This window comes from Streptomyces sp. S07_1.15, assembly GCF_020739505.1.
GTDB lineage: Bacteria > Actinomycetota > Actinomycetes > Streptomycetales > Streptomycetaceae > Streptomyces > Streptomyces xinghaiensis.
This window is the reverse complement of the sequence record NZ_JAJBZK010000001.1, coordinates 617612-642939: the sequence shown is the minus strand read 5'-3', so window position 1 is coordinate 642939 and position 25328 is coordinate 617612. Positions and strand designations below refer to the sequence as shown.

The window sequence follows — 25328 nt, the reverse complement described above, 5'->3', positions numbered from 1 at the left end:
ACACCGGAATGGTTGAAGACATCACCTGGCCTCCCGATCCGGCAGGCCGTACGTTTTGGAACTCAGCACCCCCTGGCGGTGCGCCGAATGCACCGGTGGAATCCGTAACCGGGCTGAAGGCACCCCGTCGCGTCGAGGCAGCCGGGCCGGCGGAATGCGCCAGCGGGCCGCCGCGGAGTTCCGATCCGTATCGTCGTGCCCCTGTCTCCGCAGAGGACCTCCGGGAGTTCGGACAGCAGCGCCAGCTTTCCCACCCTGATCCGTGACGCGCCGTGTCGCGTCGCTGCCCGGGGCCGGCGCGCTGCCCGGATGAGGCTCTGACACGCCGGCGTTCCGCCGCGACTCTCCGGGCCTCGTTCAGTGTGGGCGGATTCGGGATCGTCCCCCTTCCGTCATGGTCCACGACGATCGATTGGAGAATCATGTCCGGTGTACTTCTGGCAAGTGGGGCTGCCGCAGCGTTACTCGCTTCCACCCTCACCGCTTCCACCGTCTCCGCTCAGGAGGAGACCGTCCCGCCGGAGAAGATCCAGCTCTCCGTCAACACCGTGAACGGCTCGGGCTGCCCGGCCGGGACGGCCGCCGTCGCCGTCTCCCCGGACAACACGGCCTTCACCGTGACCTACAGCGACTACCTCGCTCAGGTCGGCGTCGGCGCCTCGCCGACCGACTTCAGAAAGAACTGCCAGCTCAACCTGGACGTGTACGTGCCCCAGGGCTTCACCTACGCGATCGCGAAGGTCGACTACCGCGGCTACGGCTACCTGGAGGACGGTGCCACCGGCCTGCAGAAGGCGTCGTACTACCACCAGGGCTCCTCCGACACGGGCACGACCTCGCGCACGTTCAAGGGCCCGTTCGACAACAACTGGCAGGCGTCGGTCAGCAAGGAGTACGGCGAGCTGGTCTGGGCCCCCTGCGGTGTGAAGCGCAACTTCAACATCAACACCGAACTGCGGGTCGACGGTGGCGACTCGGACACCAAGAGCACGACCAGCTTCATGACCATGGACTCCACGGACGCCGCGGTCAGCACGGTCTACCACATGGCCTGGAAGGAATGCGGTAGCTGACGGGCTCCGCGCGCACCCCGCGCGGTGGCGTCCCGGGCACTCGCCGGGGTTCACGGCCCGGGAGCCGGCCGTGGACCACGGGGCGTGGTTCACGAGCGGGAGAAGGAACACCGCGGGACGCACAACCGGTGATCCAGACCAGAGGACTGGTGACCGGATACCAGCACCCCCCACTCCGGACCTGCGGAACCCAGGTGCCGCACGGTTGCGGAACTCGAACGGCCCGGGTTGACATCCCCGCGCCCCCACGGCGGCTGCCGTCGGTGCGCGGGGACCACCCCACCCCCTCGGAATGCCCTTGGTTCGCGGAGGGGACGGGCCATGCGATACGAGAACACGGGGTCTTCTCTTCCGAGCCCTTTTCCGTGCCGAAGCACAGGACTTCCCCGAGCGCATTCCGAGTATTGGAATCGGGAAATCCCGTGGCGGAGCCGGCGAAGGGTTCGGCGGGTTCCATACAGCAAACGGCGCCGGGGCATCCCTGTATCCCGGCGCGGTCCACAGCAGACCGATTGGAGAACCATGTCCGGTGTACTCGCAGCGGCCGGCGCGGCAACAGCGTTGTTCGCCACCTCATTCATTCCGGGCCCGATCGCGACGCCGCCGTATTTCACGGATGTGCCGACCGACAAGATGATCATTACGGTTGCGACCGTCAATGGCTCGGGTTGCCCGGCGGGGACGGCCGCCGTCGCCGTCTCCGAGGACAACACGGCCTTCACCGTGACCTACAGCGAATACCTCGCGCAGGTCGGTGTCGGGGCCAAGCCGACCGACTTCAGAAAGAACTGCCAGCTCAACCTGGCGATGAAGGTCCCGCAGGGCTTCACGTACGCCATCGCCAAGGTGGACTACCGCGGCTACGCGTACCTCGAGGACGGCGCCAACGCGATGCAGAAGGCGTCGTACTACTTCCAGGGGGCGTCCAACACGGACTCCCGCCAGGAGCAGTTCGTCGGGCCGCTGGACGACAACTGGCAGGTCACGCACACCACCGAGCTGCCCGCGCTGGTCTGGGCCCCGTGTGGCGAGATCCGCAACTTCAACATCAACACGGAGCTGCGGGTCAACGCCGGGACGTCCAACACCAAGGAGACCACCAGTCTGATGACGATGGACTCCACCGACGGCTCCGTCGACACCACCTACCAGATGGCCTGGAAGCGGTGCGAGCCGGGTGACGACTGAGGGCTGATCACCCCGGACGGCACCGGCCCGCCCGGCCGTCGCGACTGACCGGAACGGGCCTTTCCGATCCATCTGGCACAGCAGCAACTCCCCGCTGGGCACGGCCGTGCGCGCCGGCCGCGCCCGGCGGGGTGACGGGCGCGGAGCCGGTTCCACGGCTCCGCGCCCCCGTCTCGTACCCACCGCGCCCGGGGCGCCGGCCGGCCGCTCACCAGACGTCCCCGTCGCGCCAGTCGCAGACGAGTTCCCCGGTGAGGTCCAGCGGGGTGGAGAGCGGCAGCACGTGCACACAGCCGTCCTCCTCCTCGGTGCGGACGACCCCGTCCGGGGTGAGCGCGGAGAGGGGGCCCAGCCAGCGCTGCCAGCCCCGGCTCGCGTAGAACCGCTCGCCTTCGTCGGTCGAGCCGAGGGCGCCCAGCTCGTAGGCGCCGCGGAGCACGCCCTCCAGCGCCGTCATCATGGCCGAGCCGTGGCCGCGGCCCTGCCGGTCCGGGCGGACGCCCACCCCCTCGACGTATCCGGCGCGCAGCGCCCGGCCGCCGTGGAGCAGCCGCCGCTGGACGAGGGAGGCGTGTCCGATCAGTTCGGCGTTCTCCCAGACCAGGGCGTGCCAGCCGCCGAGGGCGTGCTCCCAGTCGTCGTCGGCCATGTCCCCCTCGAAGACCACGTCGAGCAGGGCTCGCGCGGCCCGCCGGGAGGCGGCGTCCAGATGGGCGGTGTGGACGAGCCGGACGCCGTCCCGCCGGGTCTCGCCCCGGGTCTCTCCGGTCATGCCGGCCTCCTTGCCGTGGTGAGCCGTTGTGGCCGCTGTGGCCGTTGTGCGGGCCGCGGTCGCCGCGGGGCCGCACGGCCGGCCCGCGAGCGTGGGGCGCGCCCTCGGTCCGGAGGTGCGGGGTTCCGGGCGGCCGGAGCGGTCGGCCGCGCGGCGCGGGACCGTGTGGGCCACATGGTGGCATCTCTTGCCAGTCTTCCGCCGGAGTCATACAGTCCGCTCCGGCGCATGTGAATGGGAGCGCTCCCACGCTCCACCCCCCTCCATCCGCAACCGCTGAAGGGATCTCATGAAACTCCGCATACGCTCCGCCGCAACGGCGCTCCTGGTGGCCCTCGGGTTGCTGGCCGGCTCCGCGGTCACGGCGCCGTCGGCCGCGGCGGACCCGGTGATCTGCGACCAGTACGGGACCTCCACCGTCCAGGGGCAGTACGTCGTGCAGAACAACCGCTGGGGCACCAGCGCCACTCAGTGCATCGACGTCACCGGCAACGGCTTCCGGCTCACCCAGGCCGACGGCAGCGTCTCGACCGACGGCGCGCCCAAGTCCTACCCGTCGATCTACACCGGCTGCCACTACGCCAACTGCTCACCGGGCACCAGACTGCCGATGCAGATCGGCTCCATCAGCAGCGCGCCGAGCAGCATCTCGTACCAGTTCACCTCCGATGCGGTCTACAACGCGTCCTACGACATCTGGCTCGACCCGGAGCCCAAGCGGACCGGCGTCAACCGGACGGAGATCATGATCTGGTTCAACCGGGTGGGGCCGATCCAGCCCATCGGTTCGCAGACCGGCACGGCGAACGTCGGCGGGCGGAGCTGGGAGGTGTGGACCGGCAACAACGGCGGCAACGACGTCATCTCCTTCGTGTCGCCGTCCGCGCTCCCCAGCTGGAGCTTCGACGTCATGGACTTCGTCGAGGAGACCGTCAACCGCGGCATGGCCGGCAACAACTGGTACATGACCAGCATCCAGGCCGGCTTCGAACCGTGGAGCGGCGGTGCCGGACTGGGCGTGCAGTCCTTCTCCGCCTCGGTGAACGGCTAGCCGCCGCACCGCGGTCCGCACGGCGTCATGGCGCCCGGCCGGGAGCCGGCCGCGCCGGGGGCGGTTCCTCCGGCGCGGCCGCCGCCCCGGCCGCACGCCGTGGAGGAGGCGGTCACCGTGCCGGGGGACCGCCTTCTTCCGCACCCGTGAGCCGCCGGCCGCGGATACGGTGGACGGGTGACCCGGACATGGCAGCCCACGGACGCGGGCGTGCTGCGGCTCCCCTCCGGACGCGCGGTCCGGGGCCGGGGGCTGCGGCGGCCGCTTCCGGCCGGCCCGGAGCCCACGTACGGCGTGTATCTGCTGGGCGGTCGTCCCCCCGAAGTCCCGTGGGACGCGCACTGGTTGCGCTGGCCGGATTTCCGGCTGCCCGCCGACCGGGCGGAGGCCCGGGCCGTCCTCCGCGCGGCGTGGACGCGTGCGGGAGAGGCGGGTGAGCGCGTCGAGATCGCCTGCGGTGGCGGCCGGGGCCGTACGGGCACGGCGCTGGCCTGTCTCGCCGTCCTGGACGGCGTACCGGCCGGCCGCGCCGTGGAGTTCGTACGCCGCGCCTATGACCGGCGCGCCGTGGAGACCCCCTGGCAGCGGCGGTACGTCCGGCGCTTCGCGGACTGACCCGTTCCGTCCGCCCCGGCCCGCGGTCACGGCCGCCCGGCGGGTGCCCGGCGCGTTCAGTCCCGGAGTGCCGTGAGGACGTGGCTGTCGCCGAACTGCCAGACGGGCGTGACGCGGCGGAAACCCGCCTGCCGCAGCAGTTCCGTGTGGCGGGCCGGTGTCAGGCCGTTGCCGTTGCCGCCGAGGGCCGGGCGGCGCCGCTCACGGCGGCTGAACAGGTCGGCCAGTTCGGGCTCCCGCGCGGCCGCGGTCCACCAGGACGTCCAGTCCTCGTGGTGGCAGGTGTGCCGGCGTTCGGCCCGGCGGCGGCCCACGTGCGCGGTGAGGGCGGCGCAGCGGGCATCCGCCGGGGGGAGGCGGTCGCCGTTGACCAGGGCGCCGCCCGGACGCAGCAGTGCGGCGAGCTGCCGGTAGGTGCGCAGGAGATCCGGTTCGGGGAGGTAGTGCAGGGCCGTGGTGGACACGGCCGCGTCGAGCGGGCGGTCGAGGCCGAGAGCGCCGGTCCATCCGTCCTCCCCGATCACGGCGTCCACGTAGCGCGCGGTGTTCGCGTGGTGGACCCGGCCGAGCTCCAGCAGGACGGGGTCCATGTCGACGGCGACGATCTCCGCGCGGGGCAGCCGCGCGGCGAGCCTGGCGGCGAGGGAGCCCGGTCCGCAGCCCAGGTCGAGGAGGTACGGCCGGGAGCGGCCGGCGGTCACGTGCTCGACGACGTCGGCGATCACGGTGAACCGCTCTTCCCGGTCGGTGGCGTAGTGCTCCTGCTGGTGCTCCCAGCGCTCCACCCACAGCCTGGCAGTCGCCATGCTCACGCCCATAGGTCCGTGCCGCCCCTTCCGTCTCTCACCGTGCGGGGACCTACGGTAATCTACAGATGGAAACGGTTTCCATTCGCATTCACCGCAGTGTCTCCAGCAGGGCCAGCAGGCGGTCGACCTCCTCCGCCGTGTTGTAGACGTGCAGGCTGACCCGTACCGAGCCCTCGCGGTCCCCGGCCCCCGCCTGGCACAGGCTGTCCGCCCGCACCATGAACCCGTGGCTGAACAGGATGAAACCGAGGTCGTCGGAGGGGATGTCGCGGTGCCGGAAGGTGACGATGCCGTGGCGCCGCCGCACGGCGGAGCCGGCCGGCAGACTGGCCTGGCAGCCCAGGATCTCGTAGGGGGACAGCCGGTGGAGCCGGTCGGTGAGCCGGGCCGTCAGGGCGGTGGTCCAGCGGGCGATCCGGTCCGTGCCCGCCGCGTCCAGCCAGTCCAGGGCGGCCGTCAGAGCGGCGATCCCCGCGGTGTTGGGGGTGCCCCGCCAGCCGCCGGGCCGGAACTCCGGGCCGCGGGTGTCGCGGGCCCAGACGGCTCCGGTACCGGGCAGGGCCAGCGCCTTGTGCCCGGAGAAGACCACGAAGTCGACGTCGAGCTCCCGCACGGAGACGGGCAGATGGCCGATGCTCTGGGCGGCGTCCAAGCAGATCGGCACATCCGGTCCGACCGCCTCCCGGACGCGGCGGACGTCCATGTCACCGCCGTAGACGTGGTGGACGTGGGTGACGGCGGCGAAGCGGGTCCGCGGTCCGGCCGCCGCGGCCAGCGCCCGGTGGTCGTAGTCACCGGACACCTCCTGGTACGGCAGGCCGCGCAGACGCACGGCGACGCCCTGCCGCCGCAGCAGCCGCTGGGTCTCCAGCCAGGGTTCCAGGTTCGCCCGGTGGTCGGCGAAGGGGACGAGGATCTCGTCGCCGTCGGCCAGCAGGCCGGTGAGCCAGTCGCGGGCGACGCTCCGCAGCCCTTCCGTGGTGCCACTGGTGAAGTGGACGCCCGAGCCCTCCCGGCCGGTGTCGCCGAGGAACTCCCCGACCCGGCGCCGGGCCCGCTCGACCATCGCCGTCGTCCGGTTGGCCCACGGGTAGGCGCCCCGCCCGGCGTTGGCGTTGGAGGTCGTCAGGTACTCCGACACGGCGCCGAGGACGGCCCGCGGCTTCTGCGAGGTGGCCGCGCTGTCGAAATAGACCAGGTCCGGGTGGGCGGTGATGATGGGGAACTGCTCCCTCAGCTCCCGCTGCCAGCCGCTCAGTTCCTCCAGGGTGTCCGCCGTCGTGTCCCCCGGCGTGCCGTCCGTCCGCGCGTCGGGCATGGGCGTCAGTCCGTCCGGCATGGGCGTCAGTCCCGGACCAGCGGGGCGCCGGCGTCCCGCCACGCGACGATGCCCCCGGACAGGCTGCGCGCGTCCGGATGGCCCATGCGGCGCAGCAGCGCGGCGTAGCGGGCGGACTTCTCGCCGACCGGGCAGGCCAGCAGGACCGGCTGGCGGGTGCCGAACGGCAGGCCGCCGCGGACGAGTTCGTCGAACAGCTCGTCCGGGATGTTGACGGACCCCTCGATGTGCAGCGCGGCATACGCCCGCGGACCGCGCAGGTCGATCACCAGCGGCCGCGGATCCTCTCCGGCGATCCACCGCCGGGCGTCGCCGGTCGTGACGGTCCGGGCCTCCGTCCGGATCTCGGCCTCGGTCAGGGCCGCGGCCGAGTTCTTCCGGGGCGGCCGGCCGAAGAGCTCGGGGCGGCGCTGCCGCACGTAGCCGAGATAGCTCTCGGCCCGGTCGCAGACGATGAAGACCGCGGTCCGGCGCCCGCCCGGGGGCTCGTCGAGGGCGCGGAGACGGCGCACCGCGCCGTGGTAGGCGGCTCCGCCGGTGGGCCCGGCCAGCAGGCCGCAGCGGCGGATCAGGGTCAGCATGCCGTCGATGGCCTCGTCGGCCGTCACCGGCTCGATGGCGTCATACGTCGCCGGGTCGAAGAGCCCCACCTGCTGGACCTCGTCGATCGTGCGGATACCGGGGATGAAGTCCGACTTGTGGGAGACCAGCCCGAGGACGCGGACCTCGGGGTCGTGTTCGCGCAGGACCCGGGCCACCCCCGTGGAGGAACCCGCGGTGCCCACACAGGCGATGAACCAGTCGGGGGCCCGCCCGTCCAGGTCCTTGACGATCTCCGGGCCGGTGCCCGACGCGTGCGCCTCGGTGTTGCGCTGGTTGAAGTACTGGTCGGTGTGGAGATGGGCGTTGCCCGGTCCCGCGAGCGCCTGGTGGAAGCGGGTCAGCGGGTCCTCGGTGTCGGTCGGGTCGAGGCACTCGCTCTGCCCCGGCAGTTCCTCGATCTCCGCGCCCAAGAGGAGAAGCAGCTCCTTGATCTCCGGCACCCGCATCCGGTTGGTGACGCTCTTGAACCGCAGTCCGTGCATCCCCGCGAGCAGGGCCAGGGCCTTGGCGGTGTTGCCGCTCGACAGCTCCACCACCGTCGCCCCGCGCTCCGCGGCATCGGCGAGACCGGGCCGTGCCATGTTCCAGGCGGCCCGGTCCTTGACCGAGCCGAAGGGGTTGAGCATCTCCAGCTTGGCGTAGAGGTCGGTGTGGCGCAGGCCGTGCACCGCCGGGTCGATGCGCACCAGTGGTGTGTTGCCGATGGCCTCGGTGATGCTGTCGTACCTCATGACGTCGGTCCCCCCGTTCCCGCGATCGGCCAGTAGTCCTCGTCCGGGCACCAGCGCCAGGAGGCCCCCTCCCGGGTGACGGCGACAGTGCGGGCGACCGGCTGCCGCTGGGCCCGGTGGGCGCGGAAGTCCATCGCGTAGCCCGCCGTGTTGGCGAACGCCAGCAGGTCGCCGGCGTGGGGCCGCCTCGGCAGGAACACCTTCCGGCGGGTGATCAGATCGGCTTCCAGGCAGAGGTTTCCGGCCAGGTAGACCTCCGCGGGTCCGTCGCCGTCCGCCTGCTCCGGCAGGGGAGTCCGGGGGACGAGGACCGGGTCGACGAGGACGCCGTGCTCCTCCAGGCTCATGTCCCCGGCGTTCATGCCGAGGCGCACCAGAAGGTCCTCGGAGTCGTGGCCGGCGCGGCGGACGTCGGTCACCCGTGCCAGCGACAGCCCGCACTGGTCGGTGAGCGCGCGGCCCGGTTCGCAGACGAGGTCGTAGAGGTGTTCCAGGAGGAGGGTGGCGAGCGGGCGGCCCGAGGCGGGGGAGGGGTGGGAGAGCAGCTCGTCCAGGTATCCGGGCCCGGCGGTGGGGCGGTGGGCCGGATAGAGCCCGAGCGCCCCGCGGAGCGTGCCGCCCTCGTTGCGCAGGCCGTAGCCGTGGCCGCGCCAGGTCAGGGCGGGGCGGGCGCCCAGCACCGCGTTGGCCAGCTCGGTGGTGTAGCGCTCCCACTGGCCGGCTTCCGCGACGTAGCCGACCCCGAAGCCGCCGCCGATGTCGACGACGCGCGGATCCAGGCCGCGGGCGCGGCACTCGTCGAGGACGGCGATGCTCTGTTCCAGGGCGGCGGCCTTCTCCGCGAGGCCGGTGGTGTCCAGGTGGTAGGCGACACCGGTCAGCCGGACCGCGTCCCGGTGCCGTTCGGCCGCGTCGAGGAGCGAGCCCGCCTCCCGCAGCGGTGAACCGAAGCGGCTGCGGCGGGAGAGCGCCTTCACCCCGGACACGCCGGGCCCGGTGGCGGTCTCGAACGCCGACAGCCGCAGCAGGACGTCGACCCGGGGCAGGGTGTACTTCCTTACCAGATCGGCCAGTTGGCCGAGTTCGGTGGGCGAGTCGAGGCTCACGGCGGCGCCGGTGCGGGCGGCGAGCCACAGGAACTCCGGGTCCTTCGGGCCGGTGGCCATGATCCGGTCCGGGGTGACGCCGCACGCGAGGGCGTGTTGCAGCTCGCCCAGGGAGGCGACGTCGACGCCCACCGCCGCCGGGTCGGCCACCGCCAGCCGGCGGAGCAGCGAACCGGACCGGTTCGCCTTGTGCGCGAAGTACACCCGTCCGGAGAGCCGGTGCTCCCGGTAGACGCCGCGGAAACGGTCGGCGTTCTCGGCGATCCGGTCGGGGAGCAGCAGGTTGAGCGGGGAGCCGAGGGCGTCGGCGAGGGAGTGCAGAAAGGCGGCGTCCGCCAGCAGTGAGCTGAGTGGTGGCTCCAGTCGTGGTCGCAGATATAAGGGCACGCGCACGACAAACCCCTCCCCCTGGCCGGCGGCGTCGCCGGAGACCGGACGGCACCTCGTACGGCTGCCGGCCGCCCGGACAACCGTACGGGAATCATCATGTCCGGTGACTTCTCCGTTTAAGCCCCGGCTTGCCCGATGGGCTCGGCCGTGCCGGGCCCCGGGTGCCGCCCCCGGCCGGAGGGTGACGGGGCCGGGAGCCGGGGACCGGAACCGGTGCGGGGTGCGGGACGGCCGCCTTCCCCCGGTGCGCCGGTGCCGGATGCCGCCGCGGGACACGCCCGTGCCGGGGAACGGCGGCGGGCCCTCCCCGGCGGCTTCGGCGCTGCATCGGCAAGGGGTTGCCTTGCCGATGAGCTGCCCGGTGCCGCCGGGTTCCATGCCGCACGGTGCGCACACCGCCGGCCCGGATGCCCCTGCCGCGCCGCGTGCCGGGTGTTCAGCGAGGGGTTCCCTCCGGGCTGGGGGCACGGGTGGCGGGGGCCTCGCCGAGGGTGTTCGTCCGCGTCTCGCGCGTCCGCCACACGGTGAGCGCGGTGATCGCCGCACCGCCGCACAGCAGCAGGGAGACCGGAGTGCTGTCGCCGCCGGACGAGGCGAGCAGACTGCTGGCGATGAGCGGGGAGAAGCCCGCGCCGATCAGTGTCGCGCCCTGGTAGCCGAGGGAGGCGCCGGTGTAGCGGACGCGGGTGCCGAACATCTCGCTGAGCAGGGCGCCGAGAGGTGCGTACATGAGGGACTGGGCGATCCCGTGGCCGAGAACGAGGGCGAGAATCAGCAGGCCGGGGGAGCCGGAGTTCACCAGGGCGAGGACCGGGAAAGCCAGCGCGGCGGAGGCGATGGCCCCGGCCAGCACGACAGGACGGCGGCCGATCCGGTCGGACAGGGCGGAGGCGGCCGGCAGCACGAGCAGGGCCGTGCACGAGGCGAGGACGACGCCGGTGAGGACCTGCGGGCGGCTGTAGCCCTGGTCGACGGCGTAGGAGATCATGAAGCTGGTCAGCAGCGACTGCGCCGTGAAGGCGCCGATGCCGATGCCCGCCGCGCGCAGCACCGGAGCGGGGCGGCGGAGCACCTCCACGACCGGCGGCCGGGTGGCGGGTTCCCTCTTCGTCCGGGCGAACAGCGGGCTCTCGGCGACCTTCAGGCGGACGAACAGGCCGACGGCCAGCAGTGCGATGCTGAGCAGGAACGGCACCCGCCAGCCCCATGAGCGGAAGTCGTCGTCCGGCAGCGCGGCGACCAGCGTGACCACGCCCGCCGAGAGGACCGAGCCGAGCGGGGCCCCGAGCTGGGTGGCGCTGGACCAGAGGCCGCGCCGGGAGCTCTGGGTCCGCTCGGCGTGCTCGACGACCATCAGGGTCGCGCCGCCCCACTCCCCGCCGATGGCGAGGCCCTGCACCACGCGCAGGGCGACCAGCAGGACGGGCGCCCACACGCCGATCGCGTCATAGGTGGGCAGGACGCCGATGAGGAAGCTGGCGACGCCCATCAGGGTCATGGTCAGCAGCATCATCGACTTGCGGCCTATCCGGTCGCCGAAGTGGCCGAAGAGGATGCCGCCCAGCGGACGGGCCACATAGCCCGCGGCGAAGGTGCCGAAGGCCGCGATCGTGCCGACGGCGGGGTCGGCGCCGGGGAAGAACAGGCCGCCGAAGACCAGCGCGGCGACCGTTCCGTACACGAGGAAGTCGTAGAACTCGATGGCGGTGCCGAGCATGCTCGACAGGGCCACGCGGCGCAACTGCCGCTGGTCTTCGGAGTTCTGACGGGCCGGGAAAGAAGAGGGGGACGGCTGCACGGTGAGCTCCTGAGGCTGGGGCCGGATGCCCGAGGAACCTAGGCAGCAATTACATGCTCGTCAATCATTTGCACAACATTATTCGAGCCGATCCTCGGCCAGGCGCAGCAGCAGGCCGTGCAGCGTCTCCCGCTCGTCCGTGGTGAGCGGGGCCAGCAGATCGCCCGTCACGCGCCTGCTCGCCTCGTCGCTGTCGCGGAGAAAGGCGCGGCCCTCCTCGGTGAGCGCCACGATCCGGCTGCGCCGGTCCTCGGGGGACGGGCGGCGCTCGGCCAGGTGCAGCTTCTCCAGGTCGTCGACCAGCCCGACGATCGCGCTGGGGTCGTAGCCGAGCCGGGTACTCAGCTCCCGCTGGAGGGCCCCCTCGCAGGTGGTCAGGAAGCGCAGCAGTGCGTAATGGCGCAGGCGCAGCCCCGACTCCTGGAGGGAGGCGTTGAACAACTGCCCCGAGCGCAGGCCCAGGCGATAGAGCAGGTAGCCCGTGTCCGCGTGCAGTCCGCGCATCCACGGTTCGTGCGCGTCGATCGGGGTGCCGGCGGATTTCTCGGTGTGCGGCTTGCGGGTGATGGCGGGCTCCGGGGTCCGGGGTGTGCGGCGTACGGGGGCAGTCTCGCGCACCTTGCCGAGTGACAACAACTATTGACGTCAACAATCATTGCTCTTAGCTTCGATTGCGCGGTCGCTGCGTCTCCACGCTCCGCACCACTCCGTGAAGGGACTCGCTTGTGCACCTGATCGATCTGAGCGGCAAGGCCGCCGTCGTCACCGGCAGCGGCCGGGGCCTGGGCCTGGCCTACGCACGGGCTCTGGCCGCCCACGGCGCGGCCGTGGTCGTCAACGACATCGACGAGAGCGTGGCCGGGCAGGCCGCGAAGTCGATCACCGAGGCGGGCGGAACCGCCGTCGCCGAGGCCGTCGCGGTCGGTACGGCCGAGGCCGCCGACCGGCTGGTGAACCGTGCGGTCGCCGAGTTCGGCCGGCTGGACATCCTCGTCACCAACGCCGGCATCCTGCGCGACAAGGTGCTGTGGAAGATGACCGACGACGACTTCGACGCGGTGCTCACCACCCACCTCAAGGGCACCTTCACCTGCGCCCGGGCCGCCGCCGTCCGCATGCGCGAACAGGGCGGGGGCGGCACCCTGGTCCTGGTCGGCTCCCCGGCCGGGCAGCGCGGCAACTTCGGCCAGACCAACTACGCCGCCGCCAAGGCCGGCATCGCCGCCATGGCCCGCACCTGGTCCATGGAGCTGGCTCGCGCCGGCATCACCGTCAACGCGATCGTGCCCGTCGCGGCCACGGCGATGACGGAGACCATCCCCGCCTTCGCCCCGTACATCGAGGCCATGAAGAACGGTGAAGCGCTGCCCGGCTTCCTGCGCAAGGGGGAGGGCTTCGGCACCCCCGAGGACTGCGCCGCCCTCGTTCCCTTCCTCGCCTCCGAGGCGGCCCGCGACGTGACCGGCCAGTGCATCGGCATCGGCGGCGACCGGGTCACGCTCTGGTCCCACCCCCGGGAGATCAGGGCCGCCTACGCCGACGGCGGCTGGCGCCCCGAGGCACTGGCCGACGCCTGGCACACGTCGGTCGGCGCCGAACCCGAGACCGTCGGCATCCCCGCGCCCAGGATCCCGGAGGCATGATGAACGTCGAGGAACTGGCCGCGATCGACGTCCACACGCACGCCGAGGTGTCGTCGACCGGGCACGCGTCCCTGGACGACGACCTGCACGACGCCTCCGCCGCCTACTTCAAGGTCGAGGGCAGGCGGAAGCCGACCCTGGAGGAGACGGCCGCGTACTACCGCGAGCGGAGGATGGCCGCCGTGCTCTTCACGGTGGACGCCGAGTCCGCCACCGGCACCGAGCCGGTCCCCAACGAGGAGGTCGCCGAGGCCGCCGCCGCCAACGCGGACGTGCTGATCCCCTTCGCCTCCATCGACCCCTTCCGCGGCAGAGCGGGTGTACGGCGGGCCCGCCGCCTGGTCGAGGAGTACGGGGTGAAGGGCTTCAAGTTCCACCCCAGCATCCAGGGCTTCTTCCCCAACGACCGCGCGGTGGCCTACGCCCTGTACGAGGTCATCGAGGAGACGGGGACGATCGCCCTGTTCCACACCGGGCAGACCGGCATCGGCGCCGGCGTCCCCGGCGGAGGCGGCATCCGCCTGAAGTACTCCAACCCGCTGCACGTGGACGACGTGGCCGCCGACTTCCCGCACTTGAAGATCATCCTCGCGCACCCGTCCTTCCCCTGGCAGGACGAGGCGCTCGCCGTCGCCACGCACAAACCGGGTGTGCACATCGACCTGTCCGGCTGGTCGCCCAAGTATTTCCCGCCGCAGCTCGTGCAGTACGCCAATACGCTGCTCAAGGACAAGGTCCTCTTCGGCTCCGACTTCCCCGTCCTCACCCCCGACCGCTGGCTCGCCGACTTCGGCAAGCTGGCGATCAAGGACGAGGTCAGGCCGAAGATCCTCAAGGAGAACGCCGCCCGCCTGCTCGGCCTCACCACACCGTGAAGGGGCACCCCATGTGCTCTCCCACGCGCTCCGCCCCGCACGACCACGGACGGGGGCGGACCGATGCGCAATGAGGGACTGGGGTCCTGGCCGGCGCGCCGGGCCCGCAAGACCCCGCACCGCCCCGCACTGGTCCACGACGACGTCACCGTCACCTACGCGGACCTGCACTCCCGCACCACCCGTCTCGCCCACGCCCTGCGCGCGGCGGGCATCCGGCGCGGGGACCGCGTCGCCTACCTCGGCCCGAACCACCCCTCCTACCTGGAGACGCTGTTCGCCACCGGCCTCCTCGGCGCGGTCTTCGTCCCCCTCAACATCCGCCTGGCCGGCCCCGAGATCGCCTACCAACTCGCCGACTCCGGTGCCAAGGCACTCATCCACGGTCCGTCGTGTGCCGGACTGGTGGCGGGGCTGCCGGACGACCTCGACGTCCGGACGTACGTCGAGGTCGGGCCGGAGTACGAGCGGGCGCTCGCCGCCGGCTCCGCCGAGGCCCTCGACGAGCCCGTCACCCCGGACGACATCTGCATCATCATGTACACCTCGGGCACGACGGGCCGTCCCAAGGGCGCGATGCTCACACACGCCAATCTGACGTGGAACGCGGTCAACGTCCTCGTCGACCAGGATCTGACCGCCGGCGAGCGCGCTCTCGTCTCCGCCCCCCTCTTCCACACCGCGGGCCTGAACATGCTGACGCTCCCGGTGCTGCTCAAGGGCGGCACCTGCGTCCTGGCCGAGTCCTTCGACCCGGGTGCCACGCTGGACCTCGTCGAGCGGCACGCGATCACGTTCATGTTCGGTGTACCGGCCATGTTCGACCAGATGGCCCGGCACCCGCGGTGGGCCGACGCCGACCTCTCCAGTCTGCGCACGCTCACCTGCGGCGGCTCGCCCGTGCCGACTCCGCTGATCACCGCGTACCAGGCGCGGGGGCTCACCTTCCTCCAGGGCTACGGGATGACCGAGGCCGCCCCCGGCACCCTGTTCCTGGATGCCGAGCACGCCGTGAGCAAGGCCGGATCGGCCGGCGTACCGCACTTCTTCAGCGATGTCCGGGTCGTCCGGCCGGACTTCACCCCGGTCGACGCGGGCGAGACCGGGGAGATCGTCGTCCGGGGACCCCACGTCATGCCCGGGTACTGGGGGCTGCCCGAGGAGACCGCCGCGGTCTTCGCGGACGGCTGGTTCCGCAGCGGGGACGCGGCCCGCGTCGACGAGGACGGCTACGTCTACGTCGTCGACCGCCTCAAAGATATGATCATCTCGGGCGGGGAGAACGTGTACCCCGCCGAGATCGAGAACGCGCTGCTCGCGCACCCCGACATCGTCGAATGCGCTGTGATCGGCGTGGCCGACGAGAAGTGGGGCGAGGTGCCGCGGGCGGTGGTCGTCCCGCGCGAAGGGGCCGTCCTCGACCCCGGGGAAGTGCTCGGCTCACTGGCCGGGCGGCTCGCCCGGTACAAGATCCCCAAGTCCGTGGTGATCGCGGACGAACTCCCGCGCACGGCTTCCGGAAAGCTCCTCAAGCCCCAGGTGCGCTCCCGTTTCGGCAACCAACCCGACGTCAAGGACCCCACATGAGCATCACTGTCAACGGTCTCGGCGAACTGAAGAAGCTGGCCGGCAGCGACCTGGGCACCAGCGAATGGATCGAGGTCACCCAGGAACGGATCAACACCTTCGCCGATGCCACCGGCGACCACCAGTGGATCCACGTCGACCCGGAGAAGGCCAAGGACGGACCTTTCGGAGCGACCATCGCGCACGGCTATCTGACTCTCTCCCTCTTCATCCCGCTCTTCACCGAACTGCTCGACGTCCGGGGCGTGACGACGAAGGTCAACTACGGCCTCAACAAGGTGCGTTTCCCCGCCCCGGTACGGGCGGGTTCGCGGATCCGGCTGGCCGGCCGGCTGGCGGACGTGTCGGACGTGGCGGGCGGAGTCCAGGTCGCCGTCGAGGGCACGATCGAGATCGAGGGCGGCGCGAAGCCGGCCGCGGTACTGCAGAGCCTGTCGCGGTTCTACGCCTGAGCGTGCCGCACGGGCACGAGGTCGAGGAGACGTTCCGCCGCGGTCCGCGCGAGCGGGGCGAGCCGGTCGAACACGGTCCGGAACGTCTTCTCGGCCGCGTCGGCGGGCCAGTCGTCCGGCAGGTGCACGACCGGCAGCCGGGGGTCCCGGCGGATGATCCGCAGCCACTCCGTCTGCAGGACCAGCCGCAGCGCGAGCGCGTCGTCGGCCTCGGGCACCTCGGCCTCCCACTTCTCCCAGCGCCGGGCGAACGCCTCGTACCGCGCGGCCAGTCCGGACAGCTCCCAGGTCTCCTCGATCATCGCGCCGACGTCCGTGCGCGGGTCGGCGTGCGCGCGGAAGACCTTCACGTGCGCGGCGAGACCCAGCTCGTCGACGAGGTCCGACACGTCCACCTCGCCAGGGGCGATCCACAGTCCGTTGAACAGCGGGCCGAAGCCGCTCCAGGTCAGTTTCGAGCGCAGGTCGTGCCGCTGGCGCTGCCAGGAGTCCGGCAGGGAGAAACCGAGCAGGGTCCATGTGCCGTCCCACTGCCGGTTGACCGCGCCGGCCTGCCAGATGCGCCGCTCGCCGTCGCGCAGGACGGTGGCCGAGTGCTCGGTCAGCCCGAAGTACATCCGGCGGCCCTCGCGCTGGCGGCGCAGCAGGCCGCGGTTCACCATGCGGGTCAGGGTGGAGCGTGTGGCCTGTTCGCCGACGCCGGCCCGGGCGAAGACATCGATGACGCTGCCGGAGTACACGCACACGTCCCGCCCGAGCACCTGGTCGCCGAGGAAGGTCAGCATCAGGGACTGCGGTCGCAGCGACTCTTCTCCGGTCACGCGTCCCACCGTACGCTGCGCCGATCAGCACGTCAGCCTCGGCCGGCGGAACGCGTGGGCGGGGCCCGGTGCCCGGCCCCGTTCGGCGACGCGCGGGCGTCCGGGGCGCGGGAGGCGGCACGCCGCGAAGGGCGCCTGACGGGCCATCGCCCTGTTCAGGCGCCCTTCCCGGGGATCAGAAGAAGCCGAGCTTCTTCGGTGAGTACGACACCAGGAGGTTCTTCGTCTGCTGGTAGTGCTCCAGCATCATCCGGTGGTTCTCCCGGCCGATGCCCGACTGCTTGTAGCCGCCGAAGGCCGCGTGCGCCGGGTAGGCGTGGTAGCAGTTCGTCCAGACGCGGCCGGCCTGGATGGTGCGGCCCGCGCGGTAGGCGGTGTTGATGTCGCGGGTCCAGACGCCGGCGCCCAGTCCGTAGAGCGTGTCGTTGGCGGTCTTCATGGCGTCGTCGAAGTCGCTGAAGGAGGTGACGGAGACGACCGGCCCGAAGATCTCCTCCTGGAAGATCCGCATGTGGTTGCCGCCCTCGAAGATGGTGGGCTGGACGTAGTAGCCGCCCTCCATGTCCCCGCCGGCGGACATCTGTTCGCCGCCGGTGAGGACCTTGGCGCCCTCCTGCCGGCCGATGTCCAGATAGGAGAGGATCTTCTGGAGCTGGTCGTTGGACGCCTGGGCGCCGATCATCGTGTCCGTGTCCAGGGGGTGCCCGGGGACGATCTTCTCCGTACGGGCCACCGCCGCGTCGAGGAACTCCCGGTAGTGGCCCTGCTGGATCAGCGCCCGCGAGGGGCAGGTGCAGACCTCGCCCTGGTTGAGGGCGAACATCGTGAAGCCCTCCAGCGCCTTGTCGAAGAAGTCGTCGTTCGCGGACGACACGTCGTCGAAGAAGATGTTCGGGCTCTTGCCGCCGAGTTCGAGCGTGACCGGCTTGATGTTCTCGCTGGCGTACTGCATGATCAGCCGCCCCGTCGTGGTCTCACCGGTGAAGGCGATCTTCGCGACGCGCGCGCTGGAGGCCAGCGGCTTGCCCGCCTCCACGCCGAAGCCGTTGACGATGTTGACCACACCCGGCGGCAGCAGGTCGGCGATCAGGCCCATCAGGACGTGGATCGACGCCGGTGTCTGCTCGGCGGGCTTCAGGACGACCGCGTTGCCCGCGGCGAGCGCCGGCGCCAGCTTCCAGACCGCCATCAGGATCGGGAAGTTCCACGGGATGATCTGGCCGACCACGCCCAGCGGCTCGTGGAAGTGGTACGCGACGGTGTCGTCGTCCAGCTCGCTGAGGCTGCCCTCCTGGGCGCGCAGCGCACCGGCGAAGTAGCGGAAGTGGTCGATGGCGAGCGGGATGTCGGCGGCGAGCGTCTCGCGGACCGGCTTGCCGTTCTCCCAGCTCTCGGCGACCGCCAGCTCCTCCAGATGGGCCTCCATCCGGTCGGCGATCCGGTTGAGGACGGTGGCGCGCTCGGCCGCGGGGGTCCGGCCCCAGGCCGGGGCGGCCGCGTGCGCCGCGTCGAGGGCGGCTTCGACGTCCTCGGCGGTGCCCCGCGCGACCTCGGTGAAGGGGCGGCCGTTCACCGGGCTGGGGTTCTCGAAGTACCGGCCGAGCTTCGGCCTGACGTACTCCCCGCCGATCCAGTGGTCGTAGCGGGGCTGGTAGGAGACGATCGCGCCGTCGGTTCCGGGCGCGGAGTAGCGGGTCATGTCGATGGCCTCCTGGGATGCGCGTGCGGGCTCGCACCGGCTGTCATCGGCCGGTCCGGCGGAGGCTAGTGACCGGAAGGTTGCAACCACGTTGCGCCGGCCTCTGGTATCCGGGCTGCCGCCCCACGCGGCCGGACCGCTCCCGTCAGCGGACGGGGAAACCGCTCTGTTCGGCGTCCAGTTCGCGGACGCGCTGCAGGACGAGCGGGGCGCGCGGCGAACCCTGGGGAAGGACGGCCGCCAGCGCCGCCCACGCCTCCAGGTCCTCCGCGCCCCACGGGCTGCCCGTCCAGGCGCTCAGCAGCTCCGGGTCGCGGCGGGCCAGCAGGGCCGCGCGCAGCTGGCCGTCGACGCGGTCGCGCAGCCGGAGCACGGCCGGGGCCCGGGACGAGGGGAGCAGCGGGCCGCGGTACGCGGTGACGGCCGCCGCGGGCGCCCCGCCCGCGAGGTGGCGCAGCACCGTGTCGAAGTCCGCCGTCACGGGTGCCGTCAGCCGGTACGGGCGGGAGCGGAGGAGTCCGTCGCCGAGGGCGCGGCGCAGCCGGGAGAGCTCGGCGCGCAGGGTGACCGGGGTGGTGTGCTCGTCCTCGTAGAGGGCGACGAGCAGTTCGTCGCCGGTCATGCCCTCGGGATGGCAGGCGAGCAGCACCACCAGTTCGCTGTGGCGGCGGCTGAGCCGGAGGGTGCGGCCTCCCGTGGTGAGCAGGGCCTCGTCCAGGCCGAGGGCGCGGAGTTCCACGGCGGGGGAGGCGGTCCGCGATGCGGCCGGGGGCGGGCCGAGCAGCGCGAGCTGGGACTCGGCGGCCCGCGCGACGGCCTGGACGAAGGCGAGGCTGTGCGGGTGGGCGAGCCGGTTGCCGCCGGTGATGTCGACGGCGCCGAGCAGGCGCCCGCTGTGCGGGTCGTGTACGGGGGCGGCGGCGCAGGTCCAGGTGTGCACGGTGCGGTTGAAGTGCTCGGCCGCGAACACCTGTACGGGGCGGTCGACGGCGACGGCCGTGCCGGGCGCGTTGGTCCCCACGGCCGACTCGGACCAGGCCGCGCCGGGCACGAAGTTCATCCGGTCCGCGCGGCGGCGGGCGGCCGTGTGGCCCTCGACCCACAGCAGCCTGCCCTGTGCGTCGCAGACGGCGAGCAGATGCTCCCCGTCCATGGCGAAGGTGCCCATCAGATCGCGGAACAGCGGCATGACGCGCGCCAGCGGGTGCTCGGCGCGGTAGGCGTCGAGGTCGCCGTCGGACAGCTCGACCGGCGCGGTGCCGTCCGGGCTGACGCGGGCCCGTGCGGAGCGCCGCCAGGAGTCGGCGACGACCGAGCGCACGGACGAACCGGGCGGGCCGGGCCGGCCCCCGCTGCCGGGGGCCCCTGCCGCCTGCCCGGTGGTGAAGGCGTCGTGCGCGCGGCGGATCGCGCCGGCCCGCTGTGCGGGATCGGCGCCCGGTTCGAGAGCGACCCAAGGATTGACCACGGCGGCTTCCCGGAATGGATGAGCGGAGCGGAGCTGGAGTGTCACCATCGTGGCGGCGCATCGGGGGTTCGACAACAGATGGGGAGACGTTGATGACGGAAGAACCGGAGACGGCGGAGCAGCTCGCGGCCTTTCCGGAGTCCTGGGAGCGCTGCCTGGCGGTCGTCGCCCACCCGGACGATCTCGAATACGGGGCCGCCGCGGCCATCGCGGGCTGGGTCGACCGGGGCGCGGAGGTGTCGTACCTCCTGGTCACCCGCGGCGAGGCGGGCATCGACGGGATGGCACCCGCGGACTGCGCGCCGCTGCGCGAGCGGGAGCAGCGGGAGAGCGCGGCCGTGGTCGGGGTGTCGTCGGTGGAGTTCCTCGACGGCTACCCGGACGGGGTGATCGAGTACGGCACGGCGCTGCGCCGGGACATCGCGGCCGCGATCCGGCGGCACCGGCCGGAGCTGGTGCTCACCCTCAACCACCGCGAGACCTTCGGCGGCACCTTCTGGAACACCCCGGACCACCGGGCCGTCGGCCTGGCCACCCTGGACGCGGTGGGCGACGCCGGCAACCGCTGGATCTTCCCCGAACTGACCGAGCGGGGGCTCCAGCCCTGGGCCGGGGTGCGCTGGGTCGCCGTCGCCGCCTCCCCGCGGCCGACCCACGCGGTCGACGTGACCGACGGGCTGGAGAAGGGCGTGCGGTCCCTGCTGGCGCACCGGGCCTATATCGAAGGGCTGACCGACGAGGATCCGGAAAGCTACGCCCGCGCCTTTCTGACCGGCAACGCCGAGGCCGCTTCCCTCCGCTTCGGCGGCCGCCCGGCCGCGGTCTTCGAGGTCTTCCCCCGCTGAGCGCCCCGGGCGGCCCGCGGTGGCGAGCCACCCCTCAGCGGCCCGCCACTTCCGCCGTGGGGGAGGACGTGGCGACGCCCGGCCCGTCCCCGTCCGGAGCGAGCGGCGCGCCGAACCGGGCCAGGCAGTGCCAGACCATCTTGAGCGCCTGGAGGCCGTGGCGTCCGGTGCGGGCGGCGTCACCAATGATCCGGGGATCGAGGAGACCGTCCTCGGCGATCGCGGCGCCGAGTTCGACGTACTCCCGTCCCCGGTAGTCCGGGTGGCGCCGCAACTCCTCTACGGTGAGCCGGAATCCGGCGTGCCATGCGACGGGGCAGGGCAGCCGGCGGGCCGCCGTCTCCACCTCCGTACCGCGGTAGGCCGGGTCCAGGACCAGCGCCTCCACATGGCGGCCGAGGAGGACCGGGCCGTGCACCTGGGCCTCGATGTAGTCGTTGAGCACGTCCTGGTCGTCGGCTGCGGCCAGCTCAATCAGGGACATGGCGGTTGCGGTGCCGAAGTGCGAGGGCTCGGCGGCGCTGTCCGGGTAGCAGAACGTGGCGCGTCCCAGAGTCTCCGCGGTCAGCCGGAAATGGGAGGAGCCGAAGCGGTGGGCACCGCCGAAGGGCCGCTGCCGGAAGTTGAGCGCGCCGTAGACGGGGCGCTCGTGCGCGGGCGCCCGGTCGTAGGCTCCGCCGAACATCCGGCTCTCCCAGAGCCAGCGGTCGCCGCCGGGATGGGCGGTCAGGCCACCGTTGCTGGTGCCGGTGACGAACTGTGAGCGGTAGACGCCGTCCTCGGCCAGAGCGTGCAGGAGCGGCCGGCGGCCCCCCGCTACGCGGTCGGGGTGGAAGTTGAGCGTCAGGTGCAGCCGCGGGTCGAGCGGTGCTCCCGTGGACAGCGACGCCACATGGCGGAGCGCCCGGGTTGTGGCCGGACCGGTGATGTCGTCGCGCATCACCGCAGTCTGCCCGGGCGCGGTGCGCCGCCGCACCGGATTTCCGCGAGGGCGGCGGCCGGGTGCGGAGGCGCGACGCGGGCGCGGGGTCAGGGCAGGCGCAGGGGGCGGCGTTCGAAGGCGGTGGCCAGGTCCTCGCTGATGCGGGCGGCCGTTTCGCGCAGGGCGGGCAGCAGCGCGGCCCGGGATTCCTCGGCCGTGCCGCGGCCGGTGTGGGTGGAGACGTTGAGCGCCGCCACGGGCCGGCCGTCGCGGCCCCGTACCGGGACGGCCAGGGAGCGGAGGCCCTCCTCCAGCTCCTCGTCGACCAGGGCGTAGCCGTCCGAGGCCACCCGGTCGAGGATGCGGCCGAGTTCGGCGGGGTCGGTGACCGTCCGGCCGGTGAAGCGCGGCGGCTTCCCGGCGGAGAGCCGTGCGGCGCGCTCCTCGGGGTGCAGCCCGGCCAGCAGGACCCGGCCCATGGAGGTGGGGGTCGCGGGGAAGCGGGTGCCGATGGTGATGTTGACGCTCATGATCCGGTAGGCGGGGACCCGGGCGATGTAGCGGATGTCCTGTCCGTCGAGGACGGCGACGGAGGCGGATTCGCGCACGCGGGCGGCCAGGTCCTCCAGATGGGGCTGCACGACCTCGGTGAAGCTCAGCCCGGACAGCGGTGCGTAGCCGAGCTCCAGCACCCGGGGGAGCAGCTGGAAGCGCCGGTCGGCGGAGTGGACGTAGCCGAGTTGTGCGAGGGAGAGCAGGGCGCGGCGGGCGGTGGCCCGGGGCTGGCCGACGGCCTCGGCCGTCTCGGAGAGGGTGAGTCCGCGTGGGCCGGCGCCCAGGGCGGCGAGGACGTCCAGGCCGCGGGCCAGTGATTGCAGGAAGCCCGCACCGAGCTCCCGCTTGGCGTCGGGCAGGGGCGTGTACGGGGCCGTACCGGCGCCCGGGCGCGGGGGGCGGGTGCGGGCCTCGGACAGGGCGGCCTCCATGGCGGGCAGCAGGGCGCGCAGCCGGGGGAGCGCGGTGGCGGTGAGGGAGGCGGCGGTGTGCCGTCCGGTGTTGCTGACCACGCTGATGCCGCAGGCCGGCCGGCCCTCCGCGTCCCGTACGGGCACGGCCACGGCGATCAGGCCCTGCTCCATCCGCTGGTCGTCCACGGCCCACTCGGGGCTCTCCGGGCCGGTGACCATGCCCGCCGCGCAGCGGTCCGCGGGCAGCAGGTCGCCGATGCGGAAGACGGGGGTCATGGCGCGGCGGCGGATCACCTGCGCGACGAAGCGGACGCCGTCGCCGTCCGGCACCGCCACCGACACCGACTCGTCGAGTTCGTCGGCGATCAGCTCGGCGAACGGCTGGAGCGCGTCGGCCACGCCGCAGCTCGCCAGATAGGCGTTGCCGAACCGCATGAGCCGGGGCGAGAGCTCGATGTCCCGGCCCGTCGTGCGGAGCAGGCCGAGGCGGAGGAGGGTGCCCACGACCCGGTCGACGGTGGCGCGGGCCAGTCCGGTGGCGTGTACGAGGTCGCTGGGGCGCAGCCGCCGGCTGCCGGACGCGGTCATCGCGCGGATCACGGCGAGGCCGCGTTCCAGCGGGCCGGTCACCGGCACCGTGCCGGTGACCGCCGTGGTGGTGTCGTCGCCGGTCATGGCCGGTCTCCTCCCCTTGGGGTGGTGCGGAAGGTGCGGGCCGGGATCCGGTCGTGACCGTTGACAGCGGTGCGCGCGGGACGGAGACTCGACCTCGGCATCATTATGAACGAAAGTTCACCCGGCGAACAAGTGAGAGGGCATGGCAGAAATCCGCACCCTGCACGACGCCGTCGCAGAGCTCATCCACGACGGTGACACCGTGGCGATGGAGGGGTTCACGCATCTGATCCCGTTCGCCGCCGCGCACGAGGTCATCCGGCAGGGCATCACCGACCTCACGCTGGTCCGGATGACACCGGACGTCGTCTACGACCAGCTCATCGGTGCCGGGCTGGTGAGGAAGCTCGTCTTCTCCTGGGGAGGCAACCCCGGCGTCGGCTCCCTGCACCGCTTCCGCGACGCCGTCGAGAACGGCTGGCCGCGCCCTCTCGAACTGGACGAGCACAGCCACGCCGGCATGGCCAACCGCTATGTCGCCGGCGCCTCCGGACTGCCCTTCGCCGTGCTGCGCGGTTACCGGGGCAGCGACCTGGCCACCCGCACGGACACCGTCTCCACCGTCACCTGCCCGTTCACCGGCGAGGAACTGGCCGCCGTACGGGCCCTCAACCCCGATGTCACCGTCATCCACGCCCAGCAGGCCGACCGCGACGGCAATGTCCAGCTGTGGGGTCTGACCGGCGTGCAGAAGGAGGCCGCGCTCGCCGCACGGCGGGTGCTGGTGACCGTCGAGGAGATCGTGGAGACCCTGGAGCCCCGGCCCCGCGGCATCGTCCTGCCCGGCTGGGTCGTCACGGCCGTCGCCCGCGTCCCCGGCGGCGCCCACCCCTCGTACGCGGCCGGCTACTCCGTCCGGGACAACGACGCCTACGCGGCCTGGGACCCGGTCTCCCGGGATCGCGACGCCTTCCTGGCCTGGATGAAGGACCACGTGTACGACGGGAGCGAGCCGCGATGACCACCGACGCCACCCCGGCCGGCGACACCACCCCGGCCGGCGCCCCGGGCGCCCCGGCCGGCTGGACCTCCGACGAGCTGATGACGGTCAACGCCGCGCGTGCCCTCTCCGGCGCCCGCACCTGCTTCGTCGGCATCGGGCTCCCCAGCACCGCCGCCAACCTCGCCCGGCACACCGCCAACCCGGACCTCGTGCTGATCTACGAGTCCGGCACCCTCGGCTCCAAGCCGACCCGGCTGCCGCTCTCGATCGGGGACGGGGAACTCGCCGACACGGCCGACGCGGTGGTCTCCGTACCGGAGATCTTCAACTACTGGCTCCAGGCCGGGCGCATCGACGTCGGCTTCCTCGGAGCCGCCCAGGTCGACCGCTTCGCGAACATCAACACCACCGCCGTGGACCGGGGACCGGACCGTCCCGAAGGACGGCTGCCCGGCGCCGGCGGCGCACCCGAGATCGCCGCCAACTGCGGGCGGGTGCTGATGGTGCTCCGCCACTCCACCCGCAACTTCGTGCGGAAACTCGACTTCACCACCACCGTCGGCCACGGCACCGGGCCCCGTGACCGCGAACGGCTCGGGCTCCGCGGCGCCGGACCGACCGCCGTCATCACCGACCTCGGCATCCTGCGTCCCGACCCGGAAACGGCCGAACTCGTCCTCACCGACCTCCACCCCGGAGTCACCGCCGAACGCGTCCGCGCCGCCACCGGCTGGGACCTGCGCGTCGCCGCCACGCCGGTCACCACCGCGCCGCCGACGGAGGCCGAACTGACCACCCTGCGCGCGCTGAAAGCCGCCGGACGGAGCGCCGCGTGAACCGCCCGGCCCCCCCGCACCCCGCAGGCCGCCGGAGCACTCCGCCCGGCCGGCGCCGCCGCGCGCCCCGGGCCCGGGAACCGTTCCGGGCTCCGGGGCACCGCGCCCACCGGTGCCCG

Annotated in this window: 22 protein-coding genes and 1 pseudogene; 11 read left to right on the top strand and 12 right to left on the bottom strand. The window is 72.6% G+C overall.

Annotated elements, in window-relative coordinates:
* Positions 1–422 precede the first annotated feature (422 nt).
* Both LIX60_RS02740 and LIX60_RS02735 read left to right on the top strand, forming a co-directional pair.
* Positions 423–1073: a DUF4360 domain-containing protein gene (locus tag LIX60_RS02740; RefSeq protein ID WP_019708030.1), complete on the top strand. Its 651-nt coding sequence runs from the start codon at positions 423–425 to the stop codon at positions 1071–1073.
* Between the two features lie 522 nt (positions 1074–1595).
* Positions 1596–2261, top strand: a complete 666-nt coding sequence (locus tag LIX60_RS02735) for a DUF4360 domain-containing protein (RefSeq protein WP_227957027.1) — start codon at positions 1596–1598, stop codon at positions 2259–2261.
* A gap of 208 nt (positions 2262–2469) precedes the next feature.
* Here LIX60_RS02735 and LIX60_RS02730 read toward each other — a convergent pair whose 3' ends face one another.
* Positions 2470–3033, bottom strand: a complete 564-nt coding sequence (locus LIX60_RS02730) for a GNAT family N-acetyltransferase (RefSeq protein ID WP_227957026.1) — start codon at positions 3031–3033, stop codon at positions 2470–2472.
* Between the two features lie 289 nt (positions 3034–3322).
* Between LIX60_RS02730 and LIX60_RS02725 the strand changes: the two are divergent.
* Positions 3323–4078 (top strand): annotated as a pseudogene (locus LIX60_RS02725) (glycosyl hydrolase family 5); the annotation flags it as partial.
* A 183-nt stretch (positions 4079–4261) separates the two neighbouring features.
* The gene (locus LIX60_RS02720; protein WP_227957025.1) at positions 4262–4699 is read left to right on the top strand and encodes a protein-tyrosine phosphatase family protein; all 438 of its coding nucleotides are present in this window, start codon (positions 4262–4264) and stop codon (positions 4697–4699) included.
* Between the two features lie 56 nt (positions 4700–4755).
* Here the strand turns inward: LIX60_RS02720 and LIX60_RS02715 are convergent, their stop codons facing one another.
* From LIX60_RS02715 to LIX60_RS02690, 6 genes are all read right to left on the bottom strand, one after another.
* A complete protein-coding gene (locus tag LIX60_RS02715) occupies positions 4756–5517 on the bottom strand; it encodes a trans-aconitate 2-methyltransferase (RefSeq protein ID WP_227957024.1) in 762 nt (253 codons plus the stop codon).
* 79 nt (positions 5518–5596) lie between these two features.
* Positions 5597–6826: an aminotransferase class V-fold PLP-dependent enzyme gene (locus LIX60_RS02710; RefSeq protein ID WP_227957023.1), complete on the bottom strand. Its 1230-nt coding sequence runs from the start codon at positions 6824–6826 to the stop codon at positions 5597–5599.
* Between the two features lie 26 nt (positions 6827–6852).
* Complete coding sequence (locus LIX60_RS02705; protein WP_227957022.1) at positions 6853–8181, bottom strand: pyridoxal-phosphate dependent enzyme; 1329 nt, start codon at positions 8179–8181, stop codon at positions 6853–6855.
* Complete coding sequence (locus LIX60_RS02700; RefSeq protein WP_227957021.1) at positions 8178–9680, bottom strand: Y4yA family PLP-dependent enzyme; 1503 nt, start codon at positions 9678–9680, stop codon at positions 8178–8180. Before LIX60_RS02700 ends, LIX60_RS02705 begins: the two co-directional genes overlap by 4 nt.
* 433 nt (positions 9681–10113) lie before the next feature.
* Positions 10114–11475 carry an MFS transporter gene (locus LIX60_RS02695; protein ID WP_374117784.1) on the bottom strand — a complete coding sequence of 454 codons (1362 nt, stop codon included), beginning with the start codon at positions 11473–11475 and terminating at the stop codon, positions 10114–10116.
* Between the two features lie 78 nt (positions 11476–11553).
* Entirely contained in the window at positions 11554–11979 is a 426-nt protein-coding gene (locus LIX60_RS02690) for a MarR family winged helix-turn-helix transcriptional regulator (RefSeq protein ID WP_227962595.1), read from the bottom strand.
* A 221-nt stretch (positions 11980–12200) separates the two neighbouring features.
* Here LIX60_RS02690 and LIX60_RS02685 point away from each other — a divergent pair, with 221 nt between their 5' ends.
* The 4 genes from LIX60_RS02685 (at position 12201) to LIX60_RS02670 (ending at position 16032) form a co-directional block, all read left to right on the top strand.
* Complete coding sequence (locus tag LIX60_RS02685; protein ID WP_308101077.1) at positions 12201–13118, top strand: SDR family oxidoreductase; 918 nt, start codon at positions 12201–12203, stop codon at positions 13116–13118.
* Positions 13118–13993 carry an amidohydrolase family protein gene (locus tag LIX60_RS02680; RefSeq protein ID WP_227962593.1) on the top strand — a complete coding sequence of 292 codons (876 nt, stop codon included), beginning with the start codon at positions 13118–13120 and terminating at the stop codon, positions 13991–13993. The genes LIX60_RS02685 and LIX60_RS02680 overlap by 1 nt, the downstream gene beginning before the upstream one ends.
* A gap of 63 nt (positions 13994–14056) precedes the next feature.
* Positions 14057–15580: a long-chain fatty acid--CoA ligase gene (locus tag LIX60_RS02675; protein WP_227957020.1), complete on the top strand. Its 1524-nt coding sequence runs from the start codon at positions 14057–14059 to the stop codon at positions 15578–15580.
* Positions 15577–16032 carry a MaoC family dehydratase gene (locus LIX60_RS02670; protein WP_227957019.1) on the top strand — a complete coding sequence of 152 codons (456 nt, stop codon included), beginning with the start codon at positions 15577–15579 and terminating at the stop codon, positions 16030–16032. The genes LIX60_RS02675 and LIX60_RS02670 overlap by 4 nt, the downstream gene beginning before the upstream one ends.
* On the opposite strand, the gene LIX60_RS02665 is transcribed toward LIX60_RS02670, so the two are convergent.
* From LIX60_RS02665 to LIX60_RS02655, 3 genes are all read right to left on the bottom strand, one after another.
* Complete coding sequence (locus LIX60_RS02665) at positions 16023–16853, bottom strand: PaaX family transcriptional regulator C-terminal domain-containing protein (protein WP_227957018.1); 831 nt, start codon at positions 16851–16853, stop codon at positions 16023–16025. The genes LIX60_RS02670 and LIX60_RS02665 overlap by 10 nt on opposite strands.
* 175 nt (positions 16854–17028) lie before the next feature.
* Positions 17029–18552 (bottom strand): aldehyde dehydrogenase family protein, encoded by a 1524-nt coding sequence (locus tag LIX60_RS02660; protein ID WP_227957017.1) that lies wholly within the window; start codon positions 18550–18552, stop codon positions 17029–17031.
* 145 nt (positions 18553–18697) lie between these two features.
* The gene (locus tag LIX60_RS02655; protein ID WP_227957016.1) at positions 18698–20020 is read right to left on the bottom strand and encodes a GAF domain-containing protein; all 1323 of its coding nucleotides are present in this window, start codon (positions 20018–20020) and stop codon (positions 18698–18700) included.
* 92 nt (positions 20021–20112) lie between these two features.
* Here LIX60_RS02655 and LIX60_RS02650 point away from each other — a divergent pair, with 92 nt between their 5' ends.
* Complete coding sequence (locus tag LIX60_RS02650; RefSeq protein ID WP_227957015.1) at positions 20113–20865, top strand: PIG-L deacetylase family protein; 753 nt, start codon at positions 20113–20115, stop codon at positions 20863–20865.
* A 34-nt stretch (positions 20866–20899) separates the two neighbouring features.
* Here the strand turns inward: LIX60_RS02650 and LIX60_RS02645 are convergent, their stop codons facing one another.
* On the bottom strand, positions 20900–21805 hold the full coding sequence (locus LIX60_RS02645; RefSeq protein ID WP_227957014.1) for a DUF3626 domain-containing protein: 906 nt from the start codon (positions 21803–21805) through the stop codon (positions 20900–20902).
* An 89-nt stretch (positions 21806–21894) separates the two neighbouring features.
* The gene (locus LIX60_RS02640) at positions 21895–23430 is read right to left on the bottom strand and encodes an IclR family transcriptional regulator C-terminal domain-containing protein (RefSeq protein ID WP_227957013.1); all 1536 of its coding nucleotides are present in this window, start codon (positions 23428–23430) and stop codon (positions 21895–21897) included.
* Between the two features lie 142 nt (positions 23431–23572).
* On the opposite strand from LIX60_RS02640, the gene LIX60_RS02635 reads away from it, so the two are divergent.
* Entirely contained in the window at positions 23573–24391 is an 819-nt protein-coding gene (locus tag LIX60_RS02635; protein ID WP_227957012.1) for a CoA transferase subunit A, read from the top strand.
* Positions 24392–24471: 80 nt separating this feature from the next.
* Positions 24472–25209, top strand: a complete 738-nt coding sequence (locus LIX60_RS02630) for a CoA-transferase subunit beta (protein ID WP_227962592.1) — start codon at positions 24472–24474, stop codon at positions 25207–25209.
* Positions 25210–25328 lie beyond the last annotated feature (119 nt).

What these genes read in the sequence shown, in the direction of transcription:
- LIX60_RS02740 (WP_019708030.1), top strand. Translation starts at nt 423, where the DNA reads ATGTCCGGTGTACTTCTGGCAAGTGGGGCTGCCGCAGCGTTACTCGCT.
- LIX60_RS02735 (WP_227957027.1), top strand. Translation starts at nt 1,596, where the DNA reads ATGTCCGGTGTACTCGCAGCGGCCGGCGCGGCAACAGCGTTGTTCGCC.
- LIX60_RS02730 (WP_227957026.1), bottom strand. Translation starts at nt 3,033, where the DNA reads ATGACCGGAGAGACCCGGGGCGAGACCCGGCGGGACGGCGTCCGGCTC.
- LIX60_RS02715 (WP_227957024.1), bottom strand. Translation starts at nt 5,517, where the DNA reads ATGGGCGTGAGCATGGCGACTGCCAGGCTGTGGGTGGAGCGCTGGGAG.
- LIX60_RS02710 (WP_227957023.1), bottom strand. Translation starts at nt 6,826, where the DNA reads ATGCCCGACGCGCGGACGGACGGCACGCCGGGGGACACGACGGCGGAC.
- LIX60_RS02705 (WP_227957022.1), bottom strand. Translation starts at nt 8,181, where the DNA reads ATGAGGTACGACAGCATCACCGAGGCCATCGGCAACACACCACTGGTG.
- LIX60_RS02690 (WP_227962595.1), bottom strand. Translation starts at nt 11,979, where the DNA reads ATGCGCGGACTGCACGCGGACACGGGCTACCTGCTCTATCGCCTGGGC.
- LIX60_RS02680 (WP_227962593.1), top strand. Translation starts at nt 13,118, where the DNA reads ATGAACGTCGAGGAACTGGCCGCGATCGACGTCCACACGCACGCCGAG.
- LIX60_RS02675 (WP_227957020.1), top strand. Translation starts at nt 14,057, where the DNA reads ATGCGCAATGAGGGACTGGGGTCCTGGCCGGCGCGCCGGGCCCGCAAG.
- LIX60_RS02670 (WP_227957019.1), top strand. Translation starts at nt 15,577, where the DNA reads ATGAGCATCACTGTCAACGGTCTCGGCGAACTGAAGAAGCTGGCCGGC.
- LIX60_RS02660 (WP_227957017.1), bottom strand. Translation starts at nt 18,552, where the DNA reads ATGACCCGCTACTCCGCGCCCGGAACCGACGGCGCGATCGTCTCCTAC.
- LIX60_RS02650 (WP_227957015.1), top strand. Translation starts at nt 20,113, where the DNA reads ATGACGGAAGAACCGGAGACGGCGGAGCAGCTCGCGGCCTTTCCGGAG.
- LIX60_RS02645 (WP_227957014.1), bottom strand. Translation starts at nt 21,805, where the DNA reads ATGCGCGACGACATCACCGGTCCGGCCACAACCCGGGCGCTCCGCCAT.
- LIX60_RS02640 (WP_227957013.1), bottom strand. Translation starts at nt 23,430, where the DNA reads ATGACCGGCGACGACACCACCACGGCGGTCACCGGCACGGTGCCGGTG.
- LIX60_RS02635 (WP_227957012.1), top strand. Translation starts at nt 23,573, where the DNA reads ATGGCAGAAATCCGCACCCTGCACGACGCCGTCGCAGAGCTCATCCAC.
- LIX60_RS02630 (WP_227962592.1), top strand. Translation starts at nt 24,472, where the DNA reads ATGACGGTCAACGCCGCGCGTGCCCTCTCCGGCGCCCGCACCTGCTTC.